The 24,574-nt window shown below is 68.7% G+C and carries 22 protein-coding genes; 17 read left to right on the forward strand and 5 right to left on the reverse strand.

Annotated elements, in window-relative coordinates; all coding sequences use genetic code 11:
• Nucleotides 1–75: 75 nt before the first annotated feature.
• Nucleotides 76–852 (forward strand): enoyl-CoA hydratase-related protein, encoded by a 777-nt coding sequence (locus OV427_RS46005; protein WP_267862591.1) that lies wholly within the window; start codon nt 76–78, stop codon nt 850–852.
• Between the two features lie 109 nt (nt 853–961).
• Here the strand turns inward: OV427_RS46005 and OV427_RS46010 are convergent, their stop codons facing one another.
• The gene (locus OV427_RS46010) at nt 962–1,321 is read right to left on the reverse strand and encodes a YtxH domain-containing protein (protein WP_267862592.1); all 360 of its coding nucleotides are present in this window, start codon (nt 1,319–1,321) and stop codon (nt 962–964) included.
• Between the two features lie 208 nt (nt 1,322–1,529).
• Between OV427_RS46010 and OV427_RS46015 the strand changes: the two genes are divergently transcribed.
• The 14 genes from OV427_RS46015 to OV427_RS46080 all read left to right on the forward strand — a co-directional run bounded on the left by OV427_RS46015 (nt 1,530) and on the right by OV427_RS46080 (nt 16,374).
• On the forward strand, nt 1,530–3,059 hold the full coding sequence (locus OV427_RS46015; protein WP_267862593.1) for an acyl-CoA carboxylase subunit beta: 1,530 nt from the start codon (nt 1,530–1,532) through the stop codon (nt 3,057–3,059).
• Between the two features lie 71 nt (nt 3,060–3,130).
• Nucleotides 3,131–4,276, forward strand: a complete 1,146-nt coding sequence (locus OV427_RS46020; protein ID WP_267862594.1) for an acyl-CoA dehydrogenase family protein — start codon at nt 3,131–3,133, stop codon at nt 4,274–4,276.
• A complete protein-coding gene (locus tag OV427_RS46025) occupies nt 4,276–5,139 on the forward strand; it encodes a hypothetical protein (RefSeq protein WP_267862595.1) in 864 nt (287 codons plus the stop codon). Before OV427_RS46020 ends, OV427_RS46025 begins: the two co-directional genes overlap by 1 nt.
• Nucleotides 5,140–5,145: 6 nt before the next feature.
• Nucleotides 5,146–5,973 (forward strand): ribonuclease III, encoded by an 828-nt coding sequence (gene rnc / locus OV427_RS46030; protein WP_324290037.1) that lies wholly within the window; start codon nt 5,146–5,148, stop codon nt 5,971–5,973.
• A gap of 43 nt (nt 5,974–6,016) precedes the next feature.
• Nucleotides 6,017–6,742 carry a peptidylprolyl isomerase gene (locus tag OV427_RS46035; RefSeq protein WP_267862596.1) on the forward strand — a complete coding sequence of 242 codons (726 nt, stop codon included), beginning with the start codon at nt 6,017–6,019 and terminating at the stop codon, nt 6,740–6,742.
• Between the two features lie 74 nt (nt 6,743–6,816).
• Entirely contained in the window at nt 6,817–7,368 is a 552-nt protein-coding gene (locus OV427_RS46040; protein WP_267862597.1) for a peptidylprolyl isomerase, read from the forward strand.
• Nucleotides 7,369–7,488: 120 nt separating this feature from the next.
• A complete protein-coding gene (gene era / locus OV427_RS46045; protein WP_267862598.1) occupies nt 7,489–8,433 on the forward strand; it encodes a GTPase Era in 945 nt (314 codons plus the stop codon).
• A 1-nt stretch (nt 8,434) separates the two neighbouring features.
• Nucleotides 8,435–9,814 (forward strand): ribosome biogenesis GTPase Der, encoded by a 1,380-nt coding sequence (gene der, locus OV427_RS46050; RefSeq protein WP_267862599.1) that lies wholly within the window; start codon nt 8,435–8,437, stop codon nt 9,812–9,814.
• Nucleotides 9,815–9,917: 103 nt separating this feature from the next.
• Nucleotides 9,918–10,724 carry a tetratricopeptide repeat protein gene (locus OV427_RS46055; RefSeq protein ID WP_267862600.1) on the forward strand — a complete coding sequence of 269 codons (807 nt, stop codon included), beginning with the start codon at nt 9,918–9,920 and terminating at the stop codon, nt 10,722–10,724.
• 10 nt (nt 10,725–10,734) lie between these two features.
• On the forward strand, nt 10,735–11,898 hold the full coding sequence (locus tag OV427_RS46060; RefSeq protein WP_267862601.1) for a PQQ-binding-like beta-propeller repeat protein: 1,164 nt from the start codon (nt 10,735–10,737) through the stop codon (nt 11,896–11,898).
• Nucleotides 11,895–12,323 carry a (deoxy)nucleoside triphosphate pyrophosphohydrolase gene (locus OV427_RS46065; protein WP_267862602.1) on the forward strand — a complete coding sequence of 143 codons (429 nt, stop codon included), beginning with the start codon at nt 11,895–11,897 and terminating at the stop codon, nt 12,321–12,323. Before OV427_RS46060 ends, OV427_RS46065 begins: the two co-directional genes overlap by 4 nt.
• Nucleotides 12,323–13,204, forward strand: a complete 882-nt coding sequence (locus tag OV427_RS46070) for a ribonuclease H-like domain-containing protein (protein ID WP_267862603.1) — start codon at nt 12,323–12,325, stop codon at nt 13,202–13,204. The genes OV427_RS46065 and OV427_RS46070 overlap by 1 nt, the downstream gene beginning before the upstream one ends.
• Before the next feature lie 66 nt (nt 13,205–13,270).
• On the forward strand, nt 13,271–15,412 hold the full coding sequence (locus OV427_RS46075; RefSeq protein WP_267862604.1) for a M28 family peptidase: 2,142 nt from the start codon (nt 13,271–13,273) through the stop codon (nt 15,410–15,412).
• A 143-nt stretch (nt 15,413–15,555) separates the two neighbouring features.
• The gene (locus OV427_RS46080) at nt 15,556–16,374 is read left to right on the forward strand and encodes a DUF3014 domain-containing protein (RefSeq protein ID WP_267862605.1); all 819 of its coding nucleotides are present in this window, start codon (nt 15,556–15,558) and stop codon (nt 16,372–16,374) included.
• Between the two features lie 176 nt (nt 16,375–16,550).
• On the opposite strand, the gene OV427_RS46085 is transcribed toward OV427_RS46080, so the two are convergent.
• Both OV427_RS46085 and OV427_RS46090 read right to left on the reverse strand, forming a co-directional pair.
• Complete coding sequence (locus OV427_RS46085; RefSeq protein WP_267862606.1) at nt 16,551–17,093, reverse strand: hypothetical protein; 543 nt, start codon at nt 17,091–17,093, stop codon at nt 16,551–16,553.
• Nucleotides 17,094–17,416: 323 nt separating this feature from the next.
• Nucleotides 17,417–18,109, reverse strand: coding sequence for a RibD family protein (locus tag OV427_RS46090; protein ID WP_267862607.1), 693 nt, complete (start codon nt 18,107–18,109; stop codon nt 17,417–17,419).
• Nucleotides 18,110–18,462: 353 nt separating this feature from the next.
• Between OV427_RS46090 and OV427_RS46095 the strand changes: the two genes are divergently transcribed.
• A complete protein-coding gene (locus OV427_RS46095) occupies nt 18,463–20,559 on the forward strand; it encodes a S46 family peptidase (RefSeq protein WP_267862608.1) in 2,097 nt (698 codons plus the stop codon).
• Nucleotides 20,560–20,683: 124 nt separating this feature from the next.
• Here the strand turns inward: OV427_RS46095 and guaA are convergent, their stop codons facing one another.
• Nucleotides 20,684–22,237 (reverse strand): glutamine-hydrolyzing GMP synthase, encoded by a 1,554-nt coding sequence (gene guaA / locus OV427_RS46100; protein WP_267862609.1) that lies wholly within the window; start codon nt 22,235–22,237, stop codon nt 20,684–20,686.
• 99 nt (nt 22,238–22,336) lie between these two features.
• On the opposite strand from guaA, the gene OV427_RS46105 reads away from it, so the two are divergent.
• Nucleotides 22,337–22,966 (forward strand): hypothetical protein, encoded by a 630-nt coding sequence (locus tag OV427_RS46105; protein ID WP_267862610.1) that lies wholly within the window; start codon nt 22,337–22,339, stop codon nt 22,964–22,966.
• A 124-nt stretch (nt 22,967–23,090) separates the two neighbouring features.
• Here the strand turns inward: OV427_RS46105 and guaB are convergent, their stop codons facing one another.
• On the reverse strand, nt 23,091–24,548 hold the full coding sequence (gene guaB / locus OV427_RS46110) for an IMP dehydrogenase (RefSeq protein ID WP_267862611.1): 1,458 nt from the start codon (nt 24,546–24,548) through the stop codon (nt 23,091–23,093).
• Nucleotides 24,549–24,574 lie beyond the last annotated feature (26 nt).

Consider the following 24,574-nt stretch of genomic DNA (forward strand, 5'->3'; position numbering starts at 1 on the left):
GCCAGACCCGGCTTCCCGCCGCACTCTGCCGCGTCCCAGGCGGCCCGCCGGACGGGCCCGGGGAGGGGAGCGCACATGCCGGAATTCAAGGTCGACGCACGGGGTGCCATCGAGATCTGGACCATCGACGGCGAGGGCCGCCGCAACGCCATCAGCCGGGCCATGCTGAAGGAGCTGGGCGACCTGGTCGCCCGCGTGTCCTCGAACCGCCAGGTGCGCGCCGTCATCATCACCGGCGCGGGCGACAAGGCCTTCTGCGCGGGCGCGGACCTCAAGGAGCGCGCCACCATGGCCGAGGACGACGTCCGCGCCTTCCTCGACGGGCTGCGCCGCACCTTCCGCGCGATTGAAAAGAGCGACTGTGTCTTCATCGCCGCCGTCAACGGCGCGGCCTTTGGCGGCGGCACCGAGCTGGCGCTGGCGTGCGACCTCCGCGTCGCCGCTCCCGCCGCGGAAATGGGGCTGACGGAGACGCGGCTGGGCATCATCCCTGGCGGTGGCGGGACGCAGCGGCTGTCCCGGCTCATCGGCGTGGGCCGGGCGAAGGATCTCATCCTCACCGCGCGCAGCGTCAACGCGGCCGAGGCCTTCAGCATCGGCATGGTCAACCGGCTCGCTCCGGAGGGGCACCTGCTGGAGGTGGCCTTCGGGCTGGCGGAGTCGGTGGTGAAGAACGCGCCGCTCGCCGTGGGCACGGCCAAGCACGCCATCGACGAGGGCACCGGCCTGGAGCTGGACGACGCGCTCGCGCTGGAGCTGCGCAAGTACGAGGAGATCCTCAAGACGGAGGACCGGCTCGAGGGCCTGCGCGCCTTCGCGGAGAAGCGCGCGCCCGTCTACAAGGGCCGGTAGTCCGGACTGAAGGTGCCCCCCGGAAACACACCGGGGGCGGCGGCCTGGATGAACCAGACCGCGCCCCCGGAGGACTTCCGTCAGGTCATGGACCGGAAGGCCGGGCGCCTCAGGCGCTGGCGGTCTTCTCGGGGCCGACGTTGACGCCCTGCTTGTTCATGTAGCCGATGGCCCGGTCCTTCACCGTGGTGCGCAGCTCCGTGCCCGTCTTCGGGGCGAGGAGCAGCGCCGCCACGCCACCCGCGGCCACGCCGAGGATGAAGACGCCCAGGCCCCCCAGGCCCAGCGTCGCGGGCTTGCGGGTGGTCAACCCCACCAGATTCAGGACGTCGTCCGGGTCGAAGTCGTCCCACCTGTTCCTGGCGGCGCGGGGAAGCTCGTCGATCAGCTTGTGAGCCATCCACTTGCGGTACAGGTCGCTCTTGGCCAACCCCTTCGCCATCCACTTGCCTCTCTTCGCTGCGAACATGCGTCCCTCCTGGGCCAGATGATTGCGGAGGCGCGTGTCGCTCGCGTGTACGCCCCCGTTGAGGCTCCAAGGTAGGCAGGGGGCGCTTCCGTGGCACCCCCCGAGCCCCCTCGTTCACACACTGCGTCGTAAGCTGGACGTCACGACGCGCCGCACCCTCGGAGAGAAGGCAGCCAGGCGGAAACCTTTCTGCTATGTGGCCCGGGCCATGTCCCAAGACTCGAAGCTGCTGGAGAAGATCGCGCAGGTGGAGAAGGGTGGCGCGCAGAAGTACCACGCGAAGAACACGGAGGCGGGCAAGCTGTTCGCCCGTGAGCGCATCCGCCTGCTGGTGGATGAGGGCTCCTTCGTGGAGGACGCGAAGCTCGCCAACAACCTGGACCCCGAGCTGCCCTCGGATGGCGTCGTCATCGGCCTGGGCAAGGTCGCCGGTCGCACCGTGGCCATCATGGCCAACGACTCCACGGTGAAGGCCGGAAGCTGGGGCGCCCGCACGGTGGAGAAGATCCTCCGCATCCAGGAGACGGCCCGCTCGCTGCGCTGCCCGCTCTTCTACCTGGTGGACTCCGCCGGTGCGCGCATCACCGACCAGGTGGAGATGTTCCCCGGCCGTCGTGGCGCCGGCCGCATCTTCTACAACGAAGTGCACATGTCCGGCTTCGTGCCGCAGGTGTGTCTGCTCTTCGGGCCCTCCGCCGCGGGCGGCGCGTACATCCCCGCCTTCTGCGACCTGGTCATCATGGTGGATGGCAACGCCTCCATGTACCTGGGCAGCCCCCGCATGGCGGAGATGGTGATTGGCGAGAAGGTGACGCTCGAGGAGATGGGCGGCGCGAAGATGCACTGCTCCATCTCCGGCGTCGGCGACGTGCTGGTGAAGACGGAGCAGGAGGCCATCGCCGCGGCGAAGAAGTACATCGGCTTCTTCCCGGAGAACTTCAGCCAGCGCGCGCCCGTGGCCCCCGCGATTGCACCCCTGGCCAGTGGCAAGCGCGTGGACGAAATCGTCCCCGCGGACCAGAACAAGCCCTTCGACATGCATGCGCTCATCAAGGAGCTCATCGACGAGGACAGCTGGTTCGAGGTGAAGAAGCTCTTCGCGCAGGAGCTCATCACCGGCCTCGCCCGCATCGACGGCATGCCCGTGGGCATCGTCGCCAACCAGCCCAAGTACAAGGGCGGCGTGCTGTTCGTGGACAGCGCGGACAAGGCGGCGCGCTTCATCTGGCTGTGTGATGCATTCAACATCCCGCTGCTCTACCTGGCGGACGTGCCGGGCTTCATGATCGGCACCAAGGTGGAGCGGGCCGGCATCATCCGCGCCGGCGCGAAGATGATTTCCGCCGTGTCCGAGGCCAGCGTCCCGAAGATCTGCGTGGTGGTCCGCAAGGCCTACGGCGCCGGCCTGTACGCCATGAGCGGTCCCGGCTTCGCGCCGGACGCCACCCTGGCGCTGCCCGGGGCGATGATCGCCGTCATGGGCCCGGAGGCGGCGGTGAACGCCGTCTACTACAACAAGATTCAGGAGCTGCCCGAGGCGGACCGCCCGGCCTACGTCCAGAAGCTGCGCGACGAGTACAAGGCCGACGTGGACATCTACAAGCTGGCCAGCGAGCTGATCATCGACGAGATCGTCCCCGGTGACAGCCTGCGTCAGGAGCTGACCCAGCGTTATCGGCTGTACGCCCAGCGCCACCAGCCCCGTGCCGAGAAGAAGCACGGTGTCTATCCCGTCTGAGTAGAAAACCTGCTCCCTTCTCAAGCCCCCGGCCTGCGCTGGGGCGCTCTGCTATAGATCCTGCCGACACCATGGATTTCGAACTTCCTGAAAGCCACCGCGCCCTCCAATCCTCCCTCCGGGACTTCTGCGAGCGCCGGGTGAAGCCGTACGCCCGCGACTGGGACAAGGACGAGAAGTTCCCGATGGAGGTCGTCCGGGAGCTGGGCCAGCTGGGCGTGCTGGGCATGCTGGTCACCGAGGAGTACGGCGGGGCGGCCATGGACTCTCTCGCCGTGGCGGTCGCCGTGGAGGAGCTCGCCCGCTACGACGGCTCGCTCGCGCTCACGGTGGCCAGCCACAACGGCCTGGGCACCAGCCACCTGCGCATCTTCGGCACCGACGCCCAGCGCAAGAAGTTCCTGCCGAAGCTCGCCACCGGTGAGTACCTCGGCGCGTGGGGCCTGACGGAGCCCGGCTCCGGCTCGGACGCCTCCGGCATGAAGACGACCGCGGTGCGCAAGGGCAACAACTGGGTGCTCAACGGCACCAAGATGTTCATCACCCAGGGCACCGTCGGCGACGTCTTCGTGGTGCTGGCGGTGTCGTCCCCGGACAAGAAGCAGAAGGGCGTCACGGCTTTCCTGCTGGAGAAGGGAATGCCGGGGTTCAGCCAGCGCGCCATCCACGGCAAGCTGGGCATGCGCTCGTCGGACACGGCGGAGCTGGTGATGGAGAACGTGGAGGTTCCCGACTCGGCCCGCGTGGGCGAGGTGGACCACGGCTTCATCGACACCATGAAGATCCTCGACCGCGGCCGCATCACCATCGGCGCGCTGGCGGTGGGCCTGGGGCGGGGCGCCCTGGAGGAGTCCATCCGCTACTCGCGCGAGCGCACCGCGTTCGGCCAGCCCATCAGCGAGTTCCAGGGCCTGCGCTGGATGATGGCGGACATGAAGACGGAGATGGACGCGGCGCGCCTCCTGGTGCACCGCGCGGCCCGCCTGGCGGACGAGGGCAAGCCGTACTCGAAGGAAGCCTCCATGGCGAAGCTCTTCGCCTCCGAGGCGGCCATGCGCGCCTGCAACAAGGCGGTGCAGATCCACGGCGGCTACGGCTACACCCGCGAGTTCCCCGTCGAGCGCTACCTCCGCGACGCCAAGCTGTGTGAAATCGGCGAGGGCACGAGCGAGATCCAGCGCACCATCATCGCCCGCGAGATCTTCAAAGGGGCGTGATGGACACCGCTCGACTGGAGGGACTCGGGCTGCAAGTGCGGGAGGACGCGGCCGGCACCGAGGCGGTGCTGGACCTGGAGTCCTCCCCGCTGGTGAATCCCGTCACCCGGGCCTTCATCCCCGAGGTGACCTTCCAGGTGATGGGGGATCGGCTCATCCCCATTGCCCCGGCGGCGGTGGTGGGGCTCGCCCCCATCCTGGTGGGGGCCCTCAGCGACGTTTCGGACATCGAGGCGCTGCTGGCGGACGCGTTCAACGAGCACATCTTCCACGTCCAGCGGCGCTCGGCGGAGCTCCAGGTGCTGGGGCTCGCCCCGCGCGTGGACCCGGAGACGCTGGAGCTGTCCACCGAGGTGGCCGACGGCGACCTGACCGTCATGCTGGTGGCCGACCGGTTGGGCAACTTCCGGGTGGCCCGGGTGCTGCGCGGCGGTGAAGAGGTGCGCACCGCGAGCGGCCACACGCTGGAGCTGTCGGAGTTCCGGGAGCGGGTCGCGCTGACGGGCTACCTCTCCGCGCTGTTCGGCGAGCCGGCGTCCCGGCCCCAGCCCGTCCCGGTAGGCGCCGGGCTGGTGCGCTTCGCGGACATCGTGGAGAAGTTCGGTGCGGAGGCGCTGGTACCTCCGAGGAGCAGCCTGGAGCTGCTGGCACAGCTCGAGGTCAAGGGCCGTCCCTACCGCTTCGCCGCCGCGAGGGTGGCGGGGCGCACGTTCCGGGGGCTGCTGGCGGGGGCCCGGGGCAAGGTGTGGGCGGGACGGTTCGAGCTGGATGAATTTCCAGGCATCGTCCAGATGGTGGCGGACCTGCTGAAGGTCCCCCCCGAGGCCGTGAGGCTGGTGGGGCCGGACACGCCACAGGAGTGAACGACGTTGAGTGGTTCCGAGAAACCCGGCCTCACCGAGCGCGTGCAGCTCCTCGAGTCCCGCCTGGGAGTGTCCATCTCCCGGCAGGACCTGGCGATTGAAGCGCTCACCCACAAGACGTACGTGAACGAGAACCCGGACCTGCGCCTGAAGGACAACCAGCGCCTGGAGTTCTTCGGCGACGCGGTGGTGAACCTCGCCGTCGCCGACCGGCTCTGGCGGCGCTACCCGGACGTGCCGGAGGGCTTCCTCACCAAGGTCCGCGCCCGCCTCGTGCACGAGGAGGGGCTGGCCCTGGTGGCGCGGCGGATTCCCCTGGGAGACCTGCTGCTGCTGGGCCGGGGGGAGGACAAGTATAAGGGGCGCGAGAAGAACTCGCTCCTGGCGGACGCCATGGAGGCCGTCTTCGGCGCCGTGTACCTCAGCTCGGGCATGGAGCCGGTGCTCCAGTTGGTGGACCGCTTCTTCGCGGAGCTCATCGACGAGGCCGCCGGCAGCCTGGACAAGGACTACAAGACGGCGCTGGGCCAGGTCATCCACGAGCGGCTGAAGATGCCCCCGCGGTACCGGGTGGTGTCGGAGTCCGGCCCGGAACACTCGAAGATCTTCGAGGTGGAGGTCCTCATCGGCGACGAGCCCTTCGCGCGCGCCACGGGGCGCAGCAAGAAGGAGGCGGAGCAGGCGGCGGCCCGGGTGACGCTGGACATGCTCCCGCAGCGGCTGCCGGCGAGCGGCGCCCCGTCCCCGGCGCCGGCCTGCGAGCCCCGGGCGCAGGGGGAGGAGCCCTCCGGACAGGTTCCGGCTGAAACGTCAGGGGGCGACACCCCGGCGTGAAACCGCTTGGACGGGGGAGGGGTGGCGCATAAGGTGCCGCCGAATGCGACCCTCCCCCCTCCGAATGACGCTCGCGCTGGTGGCCTGCCTGCTGGCGGGTACCGCCTCGGCCGCCGCTGCCGCCTCCGGCAAGTGGACGAAGAAGGTCGAGTCCGGCAAGGACCTCTACGCCACGCTGAAGACGAGCCAGGGCGACATCGTCGTCCGCCTCTTCTCCAAGGACGCCCCCAAGACGGTGGCCAACTTCGTGGGCCTGGCCTCCGGCGAGAAGGAGTGGAGGGACCCCAGGACGGGGGACAAGTCGAAGAAGCCGCTGTACGACGGCACGGTGTTCCACCGCGTCATCCCCGACTTCATGATTCAGGGCGGAGACCCCTCGGGCACCGGCATGGGCGACCCGGGCTACCGCTTCGAGGACGAGTTCCAGAGCGGCCGTACCTTCGACAAGGTCGGCCTGCTGGCCATGGCCAACGCGGGGCCGAACAGCAACGGCAGCCAGTTCTTCATCACCACCAGCATGCCCACGTACCTGAACAACAAGCACACCATCTTCGGTGAGGTGCTGAGCGGCTACGACGTGGTGACGAAGATTGGCGGCGTGCCCCGCGACGGCCGGGACAAGCCCCAGACGCCGGTGGTCATCAACCGGGTGGTGCTGAGCGACAAGGCGCCCCCGGGCGTGAAGGCCCCGGCACCGGCGCCGAAGAAGGCGCTGGAGAAGACTCCGGAGAAGGCTCCGGGCGCGACGCCGGCTTCGCCGAAGCAGTAACGCCGCGGCACGCGGGACAGTGGACCTGACACGGGCCCGTCCATCCGGCCGGGCCCCACAGACGGGAGGGCAGCATGGGAATGATGGACGAGGCCCAGGCGGGCAAGGACCTTTACGCCACCTTCGACACCACGCAGGGGAAGATCGTCGCGCGCCTGTTCGCGAAGGACGCGCCGAAGACGGTGGCGAGCTTCGTGGGCCTGGCGACGGGCGAGCTGGAGTTCCAGGACCCCCAGTCGGGTGAGAAGACGAAGAAGGCGTACTACGACGGCATCGTCTTCCACCGCGTGATTCCGGGCTTCATGATTCAGGGCGGAGACCCGACGGGCACCGGCCGCGGTGGCCCGGGCTTCAACGTCCCGGACGAGTACCAGAGCGGCCGCACCTTCGACAAAGTGGGCCTGCTGGCCACGGCCAACATCGGCCGTCCCAACACCAACGGCAGCCAGTTCTTCATCACCACGTCCAAGCCGACGTACCTCAACAACAAGCACACCATCTTCGGTGAGGTGCTGAGCGGCTACGACGTGGTGGAGAAGATCGCCGGCGTGCCGCGCGACGGGAGCGACCGCCCCCGGACGGATGTGCGCATCAACAAGCTGACCATCTCGACGACCCAGCCGTAGGCCGCCCGCCTGCCGCCCGTCCGTGCTTGAAGGGCCGGGCGGCGGGGCTGTTATAGGGCGCTGTCAGACGTTCCTTTTTCGGGGCTCCCTTTCAGGGACTCCCAGATCACCTCCGAAGCAATGGCCTCCCCCAAGACACATCGCAGCGGCTTCGCCGCGCTCATCGGGCGCCCCAACGTGGGCAAGAGCACGCTGCTCAATGCACTGACTGGCGAGAAGATCGCCATCGTCTCGCCCAAGCCTCAAACGACTCGCAACCGCATCCTCGGCGTGGTGACGCGCCCCGAGGGGCAGGTGGCGTTCCTCGACACGCCCGGCATCCACCAGGCCAAGGGTGAGCTCAACCGGTACATGGTGGAAGTCGCCCTCAGTGCGGCCGAGGAAGTGGACCTGGTCCTCTTCCTCATCGAGCCGCCCGCGGGCGAGAAGCTCGAGGTGAGCCCGGGCAACCGCACCATCCTCGAGCGGCTGCAGAAGGTGGGCAAGCCGACCTTCCTCGTCATCAACAAGATCGACTCCATCCCCAAGGCGATGCTGCTGCCGCTCATCGACCTGTACCGCAACGAGTTCCCCTTCGCGGAGGTGGTGCCCATCTCCGCGCGGGAGAAGGACGGCGTGGAGCGGCTCTTCGACGCGGTGCTCGGCCACATGCCGGAAGGGGAGAACGTCTTCGACGACGACATGCTCACCGACCAGCAGGAGCGCGTGCTGGTGGCCGAGTACATCCGCGAGCAGGTGCTGCGCCACTGCCGCCAGGAAATCCCCTATTCCACCGCCGTATTGGTGGACATCTTCGACGAGTCCGAGCGGGAGCCCCGGCCGGGCACTCCGCCGAACCAGCTGGGCGGGCTCATCCGCATCGCGGCGTCCATCTACGTGGAGCGCGACAGCCAGAAGGCCATCATCATTGGCAAGCAGGGGCAGATGCTGAAGACCATTGGCACGGACGCTCGCAAGTCCGTGCAACGCCTGCTGGGCGCGCACGTGTACCTGGACCTCCGGGTACGCGTGGAGCCGCGCTGGAGCGAGCGCCCCGAAGGCCTCAAGAAGCTGGGATACGACTGAGATGAAGCCCCTGGTTGCAATTGTCGGACGCCCCAACGTGGGCAAGAGCACGCTGTTCAACCGCCTCGTCGGCAAGCGCCTCGCGCTGGTCGAGGACATGCCCGGTGTGACGAGGGATCGCCACTACCACGACGCCGAGTGGGAGGGCCGCACCTTCACCTTCATCGACACGGGCGGCTTCGTCCCCGGCGACAAGGACTCGCTGCTCCAGCAGGTGCGAGAGCAGGCCCAGCTCGCGGTGGAGGAGTGCAACGTCATCATCTTCGTCGTCGACGCACGTGAGGGAATCACTCCCGCGGACGACGCGGTGGCGAAGTACCTGCGCAAGAGCGGCAAGCCGGTGGTGGTGGCCGCCAACAAGCTGGACAACACCACCGGGCCGATGCAGGCGCTGGCCGCCGAGTTCTACAAGCTGGGCCTGGGCGAGGTGCAGCCCATGTCCGCCGAGCACGGCCTGGGCGTGCAGGGCCTCTTCGACGAGGTGGTGGCGAAGCTGCCCCCCAAGGAGGAGGACGAGGACGCCGAGGCCCCGCCGGACGACGGCGTCATCCGCGTGTCCATCATCGGCCGGCCCAACGTGGGCAAGAGCACCCTGGTCAACTCCATCCTCAAGCAGAAGCGGGTGGTGGCCAGCGAGATTCCCGGCACCACCAGAGACCCGGTGGACTCGCCGCTGACCTACAAGGGCGAGCAGCTCATCCTCACGGACACCGCGGGCATCCGGCGCAAGAAGACGATTGCCCACCGGGTGGAGCAGTTCTCCGTCATCTCCGCGCTGAAGGTGATGGAGCGCAGCGACGTGGCGGTGCTGCTGATGGACGCCACGGAGCCGGCGGTGGACCAGGACGCGAAGCTGGCGGGCCTGGCGGAGGAGCGCGGCCGGGCGCTGGTCATCGTCATCAACAAGTGGGACCTGGTGGGCGCGGACCAGCGCCGGCAGGAGACCTACCGCGAATCGCTCAAGTACTCGCTCAAGTTCGTGGGCTATGCGCCCATCCTCTTCACCTCGGCCCTGACGGGCTCGAAGGTGGAGAAGGTGGTGGACGTGGCGGTGGAGCTGGCCAAGCAGTTCCGGTTCCGGGCGCCCACCCCGCAGCTCAACCGGCTGCTGGAGCACATGGTGGACAACCACCCGGCGCCCATCGTCCGGGGCAAGCCCCTGCGGCTGTACTACATCTCCCAGGTCACCACGGCGCCGCCGACCTTCGCGATCACGACGAATGCCCCCGCAGGCGTCCCGGACATGTACAAGCGGTACATCACCAACCAGCTCCGCAAGACGTTCGACCTGCGGGTGCCCATCCGCCTCATCTTCCGGGAGCGTCCCGGGCAGGCCAAGCGGCAGGCCCGCAAGAAGCCGCACCTTCAAGGGAAGAGCTGAAGCGTCAGTGCGTTGACACTCGCGGCGCGCGCTCCGTACAGTGCGCCGCTCTTTCACACTCTGCCAGGGTAGAGCAGCGTCGTATCTAGAGAGGTTGCCAGACGTGGCCGGAACCAAGACCGAGAAGATTCGCCAGAAGGAGCTTCGCGCGCCGGACACCTTCCAGAAGGTCGGTGTCGAGGCCAGTGACTGGCTGGCTCAGCGGCAGAAGATGATCGGCATCGCCGCGGGCGTGCTGATCCTCGGCGGCCTGGGCGTGGCCATCGCCAGCCAGGTGTCCAAGAGCGGCGAGGAGAAGGCCGCCCAGGCGCTGGGCCAGGCGCTCGCCGTCCTGGAGCGGCCGGTGGAGGGCGTGGAGCCCCCGCAGCCCGGTGACACCGAGCCCGCCTTCAAGAGCCTGAAGGAGCGGGACGAGGCGCTGGTGACGGCCCTCACCGACTTCCGCAAGGCGCACGGCGGGACGCGCTCCGCGACGACGGCGGAGCTCACGCTGGGCAAGGCGCAGTTCCGGCTCGGCAACTACCCGGCGGCGCAGGAGGCCTTCGCGGCCTTCCTGAAGGACGCCCCGGCGAACGAGCCGCTGCGCGCCGGTGCGCTCGAGGGTCAGGGCTACGCCCAGGAGGCCCAGCAGAAGTACGACGACGCCATCAAGTCCTTCGACCAGATGGAGGCGGCGGGCGGCGGCGAGTACCTCACCGGCATGGGCGCGTACCACAAGGCGCGCATGCTCATCCTCCAGAACAAGAAGGAGGAGGCGGCGCAGGTGCTCTCGAAGATCTCCACGGACCACCCGAACACCGCGGCGGCGCGGCAGGCCAGCGAGCGGCTGGCGGTGCTCGCCTCGGAGGGCGTGAAGGTTCCGCCCCCGGCGCCTCCGGCGGCGCCGACCACGGGTCAGGACGCGGGGTAGCACGGACTTTATGAAGGAGCGGCTCGTGAGCTGGAAGCGTTGGCTGGGTGGCGCCGCGGTCGCGGGGCTTCTGGGAGGCTGCAGCACGGCGCCGCTCTATACGAATCCGGAGCTGCCCCGGCCCGCGTCGTTCCGGCCGGTGGACTACTTCTCGGTGAACTGGTGGGCCTCGCTGGCCCCGCCCACGCGGCTGGAGTTCTCGCCGCGTGAGGTGGCGTCCCCGGCCTATGACGCGGACAACAAGCACGTCATCGCGCTCACGCGGGACGGCTATGTCCGCGCGGTGGGGCCGGACGGCAAGGTGAAGTGGTCCTTCCGCACGGCCGTCCGCTTCAGCGCGGGCGCCCGGGTGAGCGAGGGCGTCGTCTACGTGCCCGGCGGTGACGGCGTGCTGTACGCGCTGGACTCGGCCACGGGCGACGTGAAGTGGAAGTACGCCTCGGGCGAGTCGCTGGCGACGGTGCCGGTGCTGGCGGATGGCCTGGTGCTGGTGGCCTCGGAGAGCGACACGCTCTTCGCGGTGAAGGCCGCGGACGGGGTGTGGGCCTGGCAGTACCGGAGAGACCCACCGTCCGGCTTCACCATCCGCGGCGCGTCCACGCCGCTGGTGCACGAGGGCACCGTCTACGTCGGCTTCTCCGACGGCTTCCTGGTGGCGCTGAGCATCTCGGATGGCAGTGCCACGTGGGAGAAGTCGTTGTCCGGCGCGGGCACCCAGTTCCTGGACGTGGACACGCAGCCGGTGATGAACGAGGCCGGGCTGCTCTTCGTGGCCTCGTACAAGAACGGCATCTTCGCCCTCGAGGCGGAGACGGGCGACATGGTGTGGAACACCACCGTGGGCGGCGTCACGTCGCTGCTGACGCGGGGGCAGATGCTCTTCGCGTCGGGTGACGGCCGGGTGGACGGCTACCTGGCGGACAGCGGGAAGCTGCTGTGGTCGCTGCCCCTGGGGGAACGGGCGGCGTTCGCTCCGGTGTTCGCCCAGGGAATGCTGCTCGTGCCCATCCAGCGCTCGCTGCTGTTCCTGGACCCGAAGACGGGCAGGTCCCGTTTGGCGTGGAACCCGGGGGACGGCATCAGCGCGACGCCCTTCGTCCGGGGCAAGCAGGTGTTCGTGCTGTCCAACAACGGCTTCCTGTACGCCCTGGACGTGAACGGGTTTCGCGGGTGACGGTGGTGGCGACCAGGACGGTCCGCGTCGTCGCGGCACTGATTCCGAGGCCCGAGGACGGCAACCGGTTCCTGGTGCAGCAGCGGCTCCCCGGCGGAAGCCGGGCCCTGCTGTGGGAGTTCCCCGGCGGCAAGGTGGAGCCGGGGGAGTCGGACGAGGCCGCCCTGGCCCGCGAGTGCCGTGAAGAGCTGGACGTGGAGCTCTCCGTGGGCCGGCGGCTGTGGGAAGGCCGGCACACGTACCCGGACCTCACGGTGGAATTGGTGCTCTATGCCGCCCGGATGGTGACGGGCGAGCCGAAGCCGTTGGGCGCCCACAGGCTGGCGTTCCACACGCCGGCGGAAATGCAGGCTCTGCCGTTCTGCGAGGCGGACATCCCGCTGCTGGACGACCTGGTGGCGGGAAGGCTGGGCTCGCTCGATTGATGCTGCAGCGGACCTTCCAGCACATCCCCGGAGTGGGGCCCTGGCGGGAGAAGGACCTGTGGTCCCGAGGCATCCGGACCTGGGACGACTTCCCGGCGGCCGGCACCGGGGTGGCCATCAGCAAGAAGACGGACGACGTCGCCCGCGCGCGCATCGCGGAAGCCCGTGAGGCGCTGGAGCGCGGGGACTTGCGCAAGCTGGCGGAGCTGCTGCCGCCCCGGGAGCACTGGCGGCTGTACCCGACGTTCCAGGACGACGCCGTCTACTTCGACATCGAGACGGACGGGAAGGACGCGCAGGCGCCCACGGTGGTGAGCCTGTTCGACTCACGCGGGCTGCACGTGTTCATCCAGGGCCGCAACATGGACGCACTGCCAGAGGCGATGGCGGAGCGGCGGCTGTGGGTGACGTTCAATGGCTCGTGCTTCGACGTGCCGGTGCTGCGGGACTACTTCGGGCCGGGGCGCTTCCCGGTGCCGGACGCGCACATCGACCTGCGCTTCGTCACGCGGCGGCTGGGCATTGGCGGCGGGCTGAAGGAAATCGAGGGGAAGATTGGCGCCGAGCGGCCGCAGCACCTGAAGGGCGTCAACGGGTACGACGCGGTGCTGCTGTGGCGGGCGTACCTGCGCCGGGGAGACGTGGAGGCACTGCGGTTCCTCGTCGAGTACAACCTCTACGATTCGTTCCAGCTCCGGACGCTGATGGACTTCTCGTACAACCGCGGCGCGGACGAGCTGAACCAGGACGTGCCCCGGGTGCCGGTGTTCGACCGCGGCGACGTGCTGTACGACGTGAGCAAGATCATCCTGGACCTGGGGCCCACCGAGCGGGACTTGCAGACGCTCGCGAGGGTGCGGGCCATGGAGCAGGATTCCTGAGCGGGTAGGGTGTTGGGCTCGTTCGAGGGTGCCGCTTCTTCGCTCCCGACGAAGTAAAGAGCCCGCATGCGCACCCGCTTGCGTCCCTTCGCATCCCTCGTCGTCCTCGCCGCGCTCAGCGCCGCCGCCCAGTCCCCCACGTCCCCGCTGGGCCCCGTGTCGCCCACCACCGGACTGGTGCTGCGGGACGAGGTGGTGCGCGCCCTCATCCAGGAGAGCTCCGGCGACCGCATCCACGACAACGTGCAGCGGATCTCCCTCCTCGCCCGGGACACCCAGGGGGGCTACGCCGAGGCAGCCGGGTGGATGAAGGCCGCCGCCGAGGCCGCGGGACTTCAGGAAGTGCGCCTGGAGGCGATGAAGGACGGCCCCCAGTGGCGCGCCAGCCATGGCGAGCTGTGGGTGGCCAGTCCCCACCGGCACAAGGTCACCTCCTACGCCGACCTGCCCATGTCCCTGCCGGCGGGCAGCGGCAGCTTCGAGGGCACGGGCCTGGAATTGGTCGACGTGGGCACCGGCATGCAGGACGCGGACTACGTAGGCAGGGAATTGAAGGGCAAGGTGGTCATCACCCGCGGCCCTCCGGGTTTCGCCGTGCGCAAGGCGGTGGGCGAGCGCGGCGCCGTGGGCGTGATCTCGTCCTACACGACGCCGCCCTGGAATGCCCCCCACCGCATGGACGGCGACTTCCCGGACCAGGTGGGCTGGGCGCGCGTCTCATCGGCGCTGCTGCCGCCGGGCACACCGTTGCCCTTCGTGTTCATGGTCTCGGACCGCCAGGGGCGCGAGCTGCGCGCTCAGCTGCAGACGGGCCCGGTGAAGGTGGACGTGAGCGTCGCCACCGAGACCTTCGAGGGGCACTACAGCATCGTCAGCGGCGTCATCCCCGGCACCCGCGCCGGAGAGGAGGTCGTCCTCACCGCCCACCTGGACCACTACAAGCCCGGGGCCGACGACAATGCCTCGGGGGCGGCCACCCTGCTGGAGATGGTGCGCACCTACACCACGCTCATCCGCCGTGGCGTGCTGCCGCCACCGGTGCGCACCGTTCGCGTGCTGTGGCTGCCGGAGTTCGATGGCACCCGGGACTGGTTCTCCCACCACGCCGATGACCCGGTGCGGCGGGTGGCCAACTTCAACTTCGACATGCTCGGCGCGAGCCTGACCCGCACGCACTCGCGCTTCATGGCGACCTACACGCCGGACTGGAACGCCAGCTTCGTGAACGCTGTCTCCGAGTCCACGGTGGACTTCATGAACCGCTTCAACGGTGTGGCCTACCCGCCGCGAAAGGACTTCCGCATCGGCTCCGTCACCGGCTCTCAGGACCCGCTGGACGTCCACATGGAGCGCTACAGCCGAGGGTCGGACCACCAGCTCTTCAACGACCACGGCATCCCGGGCGTGGCCTTCTCCACCTGGCCCGACGACGGCTACCACACCAGCGGCGACCGGCCGGAGAACGTGGACCCCACCCAGCTGCACCGCGCCGCCTTCGCGGGCCTGGCCTCGGTCACCGTCGCCGCCTGGGCCGAGGGCACGGGCGCGCTGGAGCTGGCGCGCCTGGTGTCGGTGCACGGCGTTCGGCGCGTGGCGGAGGACGAGTTCAGCGCCCGCCGCGACCTGGCCTCGGTCCCCGCCGCGGAGCTGCCCGGCGCCTACCGCCTGGCCCGCGCCGTGGTGCGCGCCGGCTACCAACGCGAGCGCGAGGCCCTGCGCTCCTGCCTTCCCCTGGGGGCGCCCGCCGCGCCGGTGCAGGCCATGGCCAAAGCGCTCGAGGCCACCGAGGCCCAGGCACTGAAGCGCCTGGAGGCGGACGGCAAGGCGCGCGGCGCGTCCCTGCGGGAGCCCACCCCCACCGAGGCCGAACGCCGGGCACGGGCCTTCATCCCGCGCCGCGTGAAGGGACAGGAGCTGGCCTCCTTCGACGAGGTGGCGGGCAAGGCCAGCCCCGAGGCCCAGCCCCGGGTGGCCGCTGTGCAGGCCGTCATGACCGCCGCGACCACCGCCCTGCGGGAGCGCGGGGAGGACGAGCTGCGCTTCTACCAACTGCCCGATGCCATCTTGAGTTACGCCGACGGCAGGCGCTCCGTGGAGGACATCCGCGAGGCGGCCTATGCCGAGTACGGCCACGCCTTCCCCGTGGAGGCGCTCCTGGACCTGTTCGGGTTGATGGAGCAGGGCGGAATCATGACGCGTGCCCGCTGAGGGCACCCCCACAGCCCGAACACGTTGAGCTACGACGGGCTCGAAGACGCTCGCGATGTGCAGTGCCCGCCATCGCGGGCCCGGTCCGGTGGAATGCGCCGGGGGCCCGTTTGTAGGTTCTGGGGCCCACGACGGAGGAATGCATGAGCGACCCGATGAATCCGACGCCCGCAGGAACCTCGCCGACGCCGCCCTCGGAGCCTCCACGGGGCTCCCGGGCGAAGACGCTGGCCGTCGTCCTCCTGCTGGGCGGTCTGGCCCTGGTGGCCTCGTACTACGGACTCCGGCGGCAGATTCGCGCGCCCGAGGTGGTCAGCGCGCCCGTGGTTGACGCGGGGCCCGCAGCGCCGCCGGTGGAAGAAGTGTCGCTGCCGGAGAGCGATGGTCGCGTCCGGGATTTGATGGGCCGGCTTTCGACCGAGCCCGAGTTCGCGAAGTGGCTCCAGGAGAAGGACCTGGTCCGGCGCTTCACGGCGGCGGTGAACAACGTGGCCGAGGGCGCCAGCCCGCGGATGGTCCTGGGGTTCCTCGCTCCGGCCGGTGGTTTCGCGGTCTCCCAGGTCGACAGGGCGACGACGGTCATCGACCCGAAGAGCTACGGGCGCTACGACACGGTGGCCCGGGTGTTCGGCTCGCTGGACGCGCAGGCCGCGGGCAGCGTGTACCGGGAGCTGAAGCCGCTGATTGACCAGGCCCACCGGGAGATCGCGCCGCCGGGCCAGCCTTTCGACAGGACGTTCAGCCAGGCCATCCAGCACCTGCTGGTGGTTCCGGTGCAGGAAGGGCCCGTGGAGGTGAAGCCGCAGGGCGCCCTCTACGCGTATGCCTCGCCGGAGCTGGAAGGCCTGAGCCGGGCCCAGAAGCACCTGCTGCGCATGGGGCCGGAGAACATGCGGACCATCCAGGCGAAGCTGCGCGAGCTGCAGAGTGCGCTGGGCCTGCCTCCGATGGCGGAGCGCTGAACGGCGGATTGCTGGCAGGGCGCCCAGGAACATTCCTGGAGGGAGCCCGGACGCGTCAAAGAACATTCTTTCGGGCAAAAGAACATTCTCCGGACCTGGAAGGGCGTCAAAGAACATTCTTTTGGGTTCATGGGCGCAGGAAGAACATTCCTGGTGCCAGGAGCCGCACGGCCGGGCTACTTGCGTTTCTTCTTCTTGGCCGGCGGAGGCGGAGGTGCCGGCTTTTCCTTTTCGCCAGCGACCTGGAACGGGGCCCGGAGTTCTTCGACGTCGCGGCCCAGGGCGTCGGTGAAGCCCGAGCCGGTCTGGGCGTCGACGACCAGCGTGTACTCGAAGCCCGTCTTCAGGGGCTGCGGCAGGTTGATGCGGTACACGAGCCCGGCATCGGATTCCTCGACGTCATCATCGGAGACCATGGCGCGCTCGGCCTCGTCGAAGAGCCGGACCCGGTAGTTCCGGAGGCCCACCGAGCTGCGCAATTCGAGCGCCGACGTGGGCTCGATCAGCGGCTTTTCATCCGGCGCGAGGGAGATCTCGGCCAGGCCTGCATCCGGGGACTGGTAGGTCAGCGAGAACCGGGCGGGCGGAGGCGCCGAGGGGACCTGGGCGGCCTCGGTGGTGCCGGCATCGGACGTCGCCGCCGGCTTGTCGGGGCAGCCAGCCAGCACGAGGGCGCCGCAGCAGGTGACGGCAGCCAGGCCGAATCGAAGGAAGCGCATGGGCCGGTCACGGTATGCGCGTGAGCGGGCTCCGGAAAGCACGGAGTGCCGTGCAGGCAGGCGAGCCTCAGGCGAAGTGCCGGGCGTGGAACACGGCGGGCCAGAGGGCCGGGAACAGGCTCCAGAACGCGCCCGAACACCCCTGGTCTCCCTCTGTCGGAACGTCTGATAACATGCGTTATGTAAACTAAGCGCATGGGCAACCTGGGGTTCCAAATCCCGTGCTCCAGGCCGACTCCACGGGCCTTCCCCCGCCTCCAGAACCTCCGGAACGGAGCCGGCTCCGAGCCCCCGGTTCCGTCTCGCGAGCCGCTGCCAGCCGCCTACCGCTTCACCTTGTAGCGGGCCCACAGCAGGTCGCCCTTGCGCCGCTCCACGGACAGCAGCTTGAGGTTCCGCGCCGGGCCCCTGCCAGCCTTCGCATCGAACAGCGACGGCGTTCCCACGCCCCCGTCCGCGACCGGCGCGAACAGGATGCTCAGTTCATCGACCAGGTCGGCGGCCAGGAACGAGCCGTTGATCTTCCCTCCGCCCTCGAGGAGCAGCGTCTTGATGCCGAACTCCTTCCGGAGCTTCTGGAGCACCCTCGGCAGGCTCAGGCGCTCCTTGCCGCCGAACACGTACGAGACGCCACGCGCCTGCAGGAACGCCAGGTAGTCATCCGATACCGCCTCGGTCAGCACCGTGATGACGTGCTCCTCGTCAATCGACGCCGACTTCCAGGTGAGCTTGCCGGACGGGTCCAGTGCAATCGCGTAGGACTCCGCGTCCCTGCGCGCGATGAAGTCCGTCCGAGGAATCGGCTGCCCGCCCTTGCGCCTGGGGACCTTCGACTTCCCAGCGTACGGCTCCATGGAGACCCGGCCGATGATCCACCCATCCGCGTCGAAGATCTCGGCCGTCTGCTCATATTCGGCGTACGCGGCCTTCGGCAGCTCCCAGCCCTTCACCACGATGCGCCCGTCCACCGAGGGCACCATGTGGCAGATCACATAGGGTCGCTTCGTCATCTCCATCTCGCTGTCCTCCGGTTGAGTGGCCTTCCCAGGTCCGGACACGCTGATCCCAGAACCGACGCACGACGCACCGCACCAGCCCCGTCAGGTTGCTTGTCCGCGCCCTGCCAGCACGCCGTATCGCGACTTTACCGGTCCGTCTCGGCTGTTACTTCCCGGGCCCGGAATTCGCAGTGTGACTGCGCAATTACCGAGGGAAACCGACGTAGCGCCTCTGTGCGGCGGCGTGGAATCGAATGACCGCTCGCCTGTTCCGTGCGCCGGGAATTATTCCCGGCTTTTTACCGGCTTGACCCAGCCAGGGGGTTCCCGCAGAACGCGGCCGTCCCCCCGGTTCTGGAAAGGACCTGTTCATGAAGCGCTTGTTCGTGATTGCCACCCTCCTTGGTGCGGCGCCCGCGCTGGCCGACGAGGGAATGTGGACCTACAACAACTTCCCCGCCGCGAAGGTGAAGGAGAAGTTCGGCTTCGAGCCGACGCAGCAGTGGCTCGACAAGGTGCGCCTGTCCTCGGCGCGGCTCGCGGGGGGCTGCTCGGCCAGCTTCGTGTCCCCGGACGGCCTGGTGATGACCAACCACCACTGTGCCCGCGGCTGCATCGAGCAGCTCTCCACGGCGAAGAAGGACTACATCGCCAACGGCTTCTACGCGAAGACGCAGGCCGAGGAGAAGCAGTGCCCGGCCATGGAGATCAACCAGCTGGAGAGCATCACCGACGTCACCGAGACGCTGAACAAGGCCACCCAGGGCCTGTCCGGCAAGCAGTACGCGGACACCCTCAAGGGGAAGATGTCCGAGCTGGAGCAGACCTGTTCCGCCGGTGACGCCAAGGTGCGCTGCGACGTCGTCACGCTGTACCAGGGCGGCAAGTACAACCTGTACAAGTACCGCCGCTTCCAGGACGTGCGCCTGGTGATGGCCCCCGAGCACGCCATCGCCTTCTTCGGCGGCGACCCGGACAACTTCGAGTTCCCCCGCTACGACCTGGACATGTCCTTCGTGCGCGTCTACCAGGACGGCAAGCCGGCCAACACCAAGGACACGTACTTCAAGTGGTCCGAGCACGGCGCCAAGGAGGGTGAGCTCACCTTCGTGTCCGGCAACCCCGGCCGCACCTCGCGCGGGCTGACCATCGCCGAGCTGGAGCTGCAGCGTGACGTCGTCCTGCCCAAGACGCTCATGTTCCTCTCCGAGATGCGCGGCCTGGTGACGGAGTTCCAGAGGCGCGGCCCCGAGCAGAAGCGCATCTCCAACAACATGCTGTTCGGCGTGGAGAACGGCCTCAAGGCCAGCAAGGGCCGGCACGAGGCGCTGCTGGACAAGAAGTTCTTCGCGCAGAAGGTCGCCGCGGAGCAGGACCTGCGCAAGAAGGTCGACGCCAACCCGGAGATGAAGAAGAAGTACGGCGCGGCGTGGGACGAGATCGCCAAGGCCCAGGAGCAGCTCGCCAACATCCGCAAGGAGCTGGGCTTCATGGAGCAGGGCCAGGGCCTGTCCTCCACGACGTTCCAGATTGCCCGCACGCTGCTGCGCGCCTCCGAGGAGCTTCCCAAGGACAACGGCCAGCGCCTGCGTGAGTTCAGCCAGGCCGGCCTGCCCGCCCTCAAGGCCCAGCTGCTCAGCCCCGCTCCCATCTACCCGGACCTGGAGATTGCCCGCCTCACCTTCGGCCTCACCAAGATGCGCGAGGAGCTGGGCGCCGACCACCCGTTCGTGAAGAAGGTGCTCGGCAAGGAGTCCCCGGAGACGCTGGCCACCCGCGTGGTCAAGGGCAGCAAGCTGCGTGACGTGAAGGCGCGCCAGGCCCTGTTCGACGGTGGCAAGGCCGCCGTGGACGCCTCCAAGGACCCGATGATCGAGCTGGCGAAGCTGGTGGACCCGGATGCCCGCGCGGTTCGCAAGAACTACGAGGAGAACATCGAGGCCGTCGTCCGCAAGAACAGCGAGCTCATCGCCAAGGCGAAGTTCGAGGTCTACGGCACCAACCAGTACCCCGACGCCACCTTCAGCCCGCGCCTGTCCTACGGCTCGGTGAAGGGCTACATGGAGGACGGCAAGCAGGTGGCGCCCATCACCCAGATGGCCGGCACCTTCGAGCGCCACACCGGTGAGGACCCGTTCGCCCTGCCGCAGTCCTGGCTGAAGTCCCAGAAGATCCTGACCGGCACGACGGGCATGAACTTCGTCACCACCAACGACATCATCGGCGGCAACTCCGGCTCGCCCATGATCAACAAGGACGGCGAGATCGTCGGCCTCGTGTTCGACGGCAACATCCAGTCGCTCGGTGGCGAGTACGGCTTCGACGAGAACGTGAACCGCACGGTGGCCGTCCACAGCGACGCCATCATCGAGGCGCTGCAGAAGGTCTACGGCGCCACCCGCGTCCTCGAGGAGCTGCGCCCCGGCAGCACCAAGGTGCCGCCCGTGAAGACCAACCCGGCGGGGTGATTCCCACCGCCGCTTGAGAGGGGCCCGGGACAACACTCCCGGGCCCTGAAGCAAGAAGAGGCTGCCCGGAGCGAAACCGGGCAGCCTCTTTGCTTGTGCGCCCTACCCTCGCCCTACTGCCCGCTCACTCCCACTCAATCGTCGCGGGCGGCTTGGAGGAGATGTCGTAGGCGACGCGGTTGATGCCGCGCACCTCGTTGGTGATGCGCGTGGAGATGCGCTCCAGGACGGGGAACGGCAGCCGGGCCCAGTCCGCCGTCATGCCGTCCACGCTGGTGACGGCGCGGAGCACGCAGGTGGACTCGTAGGTGCGCTCGTCGCCCATGACGCCCACGCTCTGCACGGGCAGCAGCACGGCGAAGGCCTGCCAGACTTCCTTGTAGAGGCCGGCGGCGCGAATCTCCTCCTGGACGATGGCGTCCGCGCGCCGCACCAGGTCCAGCCGGGCCTCCGTGACTTCGCCGAGCACGCGGATGGCCAGGCCCGGGCCGGGGAACGGCTGGCGGGACACCATCTCGTCCGGCAGCCCCAGCTCGCGGCCCAGGGCGCGGACCTCGTCCTTGAACAGCTCGCGCAGCGGCTCCACCAGCTTGAGCTTCATCGTCTCCGGCAGGCCGCCCACGTTGTGGTGGCTCTTGATGGTGACGGACGGGCCCTTGTACGAGACGGACTCGATGACGTCCGGGTAGAGCGTGCCCTGCGCGAGGAACTCCGCGTCCTGGATGTCGCGGGACGCCTCCTCGAACACGGCGATGAACTCGCGGCCGATGATCTTCCGCTTCTTCTCCGGGTCCGTGACGCCGGCGAGCTTCTCCAGGAAGCGGGCCCGCGCATCCACCGTCTTCAGGGGCACGTGGAAGCGGTCCACGAAGAGCGCCTCCACCTGGGCGCGCTCGCCCTGCCGCAACACCCCGTTGTCCACGAAGATGCACTGCAGGCGCGGGCCGATGGCCCGGTGCAGCAGCAGCGCCGCCACGGAGCTGTCCACGCCGCCCGACAGCGCGCAGATGACCCGGCCGTGCTCACCGACCTGGCGGCGGATGGTCTCCACCGCCTCGTCGATGAAGCCCTTCATCGTCCACGAGCCCGTCACCTTGCAGTCGGTGAACAGGAAGGCGCGCAGCATCGCCTTGCCCTGCGGCGTGTGGACCACCTCCGGGTGGAACTGGAAGCCGTAGAAGGGCTTGCTCGCATGGGCGGTGGCGGCGAACGGCGAGTTGCCGCTCCGGCCGATGGCCTCGAAGCCGGCGGGTAGCTCGTCCACCCGGTCGCCGTGGCTCATCCACACCTGCACCCGGTCGCCCACGTTGAACTCGGCGAAGGGGCCGCGGCGGGCGAGCACCTCCACCTCCGCGTTGCCGAACTCCCGGTGGGCGCCCCGGTCGATGCGGCCGCCGAGCAGCTTGGCGATGAGCTGGAGGCCGTAGCAGATGCCCAGCACGGGCACCCCTGCCTCGAAGACGAACGGGTCACAGCGCGGGGAACCGGGCGCTTCCACGGACGCCGGCCCTCCGGAGAGGATGATGCCGCGCGGAGCGAAGCGGCGGATGTCCTCCGCCGGGAGGTCCGGGCGGTGGATCTCACAATACACACCCAGCTCCCGGACGCGCCGGGCGATGAGCTGCGTGTACTGACTCCCGAAATCGAGGATCAGGATCTTCTCGGCGTGCAGGTCCACCGGGGGTCTCCAAGGGGGCGTCGTTGACGGCTGGGGGCCCTTATCGCTACAAACTTCGGGAAATCAACGCCCAAGTACCTTCAATTGTTCGAGGTCTGGATGCTCCGCCGCCTGTCCGCCCCTACTGCTGTGACGCTGCTCCTCCTGTCCGCCTCCGGTTGCGTGAAGGAGATCACCTCGGACGAGCGGTTGGACCGCGAGACCCAGAACCTGGCGGTGAAGGACACGCCCGGTGCCGCCGAGCTCCAGAAGCTCACCTGTGACGACACCACCGACGCGCTCGGCAAGGCGCGCAACGTGAATCGTCCGGAGACGGACCGTCTGGTGGACTACATCGAGCTGTACTCCTCGCTCCGCAAGCGCACCACCACCTTCGAGGAGGCGATGAGCCGCAACCCGGACCTGAGCTACCGCGAGGGCAGCCAGCAGCTCGTCAACGCCAAGGACACCTGCATCCAGCAGACCGCCGACGTGCGCGTGGAGTTCGAGACCTACATCCGCGAGCTGGTGGACGTGCCCACCGTCCAGGAAATCAAGGGCGGCAACACCGTCACCATCGCCCGGCTCGACTTCAACACCCTGCGCCAGGCGATTGAGACGCTGGAGCCGGACGACAAGGACTCGCTGCTCACGCGCGTGGCCAACGCGGAGAAGAAGGTGGCCCCCGCGTCGGCGCCCGCCTCCGAGGAGCCCGCCACGACGACGGGTGGCCGCAAGCGGGGCAAGTAGTCCGCGAGCCCGCTTTCGTTCCAACAAAAAGGGCCCCGCCGTGTGGCGTGGGCCCTTTTTCGTTCCGCCACTTGAGCCGCGAGGGCCGCCCGGGAATGGGGCACCCTCGTGGCCCGGGGCCGCGCTACTCCACGCGGTAGTTCGGGGCCTCTTCCGTGATGATGACGTCGTGCACGTGGCTCTCCTTGAGCCCGGCGGACGTGATTCGCACGAAGGTGGCCTGGGTGCGCAGCTGGTCGATGGTGCCGCAGCCCACGTAGCCCATGCCGCTGCGGATGCCGCCCAGCATCTGGTGGACGTTCATGGCCAGCGTGCCCTTGTAGGGGACGCGGCCTTCGATGCCCTCGGGCACCAGCTTCACGGCCTCCACGTCCGCCTGGAAGTAGCGGTCCTTCGCGCCCTGCTTCATGGCCCCCATGCTGCCCATGCCGCGGTAGCTCTTGTAGCTGCGGCCCTGGTACAGGATGACGTCGCCGGGGGCCTCCTCGGTGCCGGCGAAGAGCGAGCCGATCATCACCGTGCTGGCCCCCGCGGCGAGCGCCTTGACGATGTCGCCCGAGTACTTGATGCCGCCGTCGGAGATGATGGGGATGCCGTGCTTCTCCGCCTCGCGGACGCAGTCGTCCACCGCGGTGATCTGCGGCACACCCACGCCAGCCACCACGCGGGTGGTGCAGATGGAGCCGGGGCCGATGCCCACCTTCACCGCGTCCACACCCGCCTGGATGAGCGCGTGGGTGGCCTCGGCGGTGGCCACGTTGCCGGCGATGAGGTCGAACCCGCGGAAGTTCTTCCGCGTGTCACGCACGCCCTCCAACACGCCCTTGGAGTGTCCGTGCGCGGTGTCCACGACGATGACGTCCACACCGGCCTTGATGAGCGCGTCGAGCCGGGCCTCGCGGTCCGCGGACACGCCCACGGCGGCGGCGCACAGCAGGCGCCCCTTGGCGTCCTTGGCCGCGTTCGGGTTGGTGCGGCGCTTCTCGATGTCCTTGATGGTGATGAGGCCCTTGAGCTCGAAGTCCTCGTTGACGATGAGGAGCTTCTCGATGCGGTGCTCGTGCAGCAGCTTCTGGGCATCTTCCTGGCTGATGCCCTCGCGGCCGGTGACGAGCTTGCGCGTCATCATCGCCTCCACCTTCTGGGTGAAGTTGGTCTCGAAGCGCACGTCACGGCTGGTGACGATGCCCACCAGGCGCCGGCCCTTGACCACGGGGATGCCGGACACGCCGTGCTGGCGCATCAGCTCCAGCGCGCGGCCCAGCGGAGCCTCGGGGTCGATGGTGACGGGGTCCACCACCATGCCGCTCTCGAACTTCTTGACCTTGAGCACCTCGAGCGCCTGTTGCTCGGGCGTCATGTTCTTGTGGATGACGCCAATCCCGCCCTCCTGGGCCATGGCGATGGCGGTACGGGACTCCGTTACCGTGTCCATGGCGGCGGACAGCAGGGGGATGTTCAGGCGGATGTTGCGGGTGAGCCGGGTCGTCAGGTCGACGTCCTTGGGGACGACCGAGCTCTCGGCCGGAACCAGCAGGACGTCATCGAAGGTGAGGGCGAGCCGGATATCGGGGTTCAGCATGAGCGGCGCTCCCGGGGCTTGAAATA

The organism is Pyxidicoccus sp. MSG2, assembly GCF_026626705.1.
GTDB lineage: Bacteria > Myxococcota > Myxococcia > Myxococcales > Myxococcaceae > Myxococcus.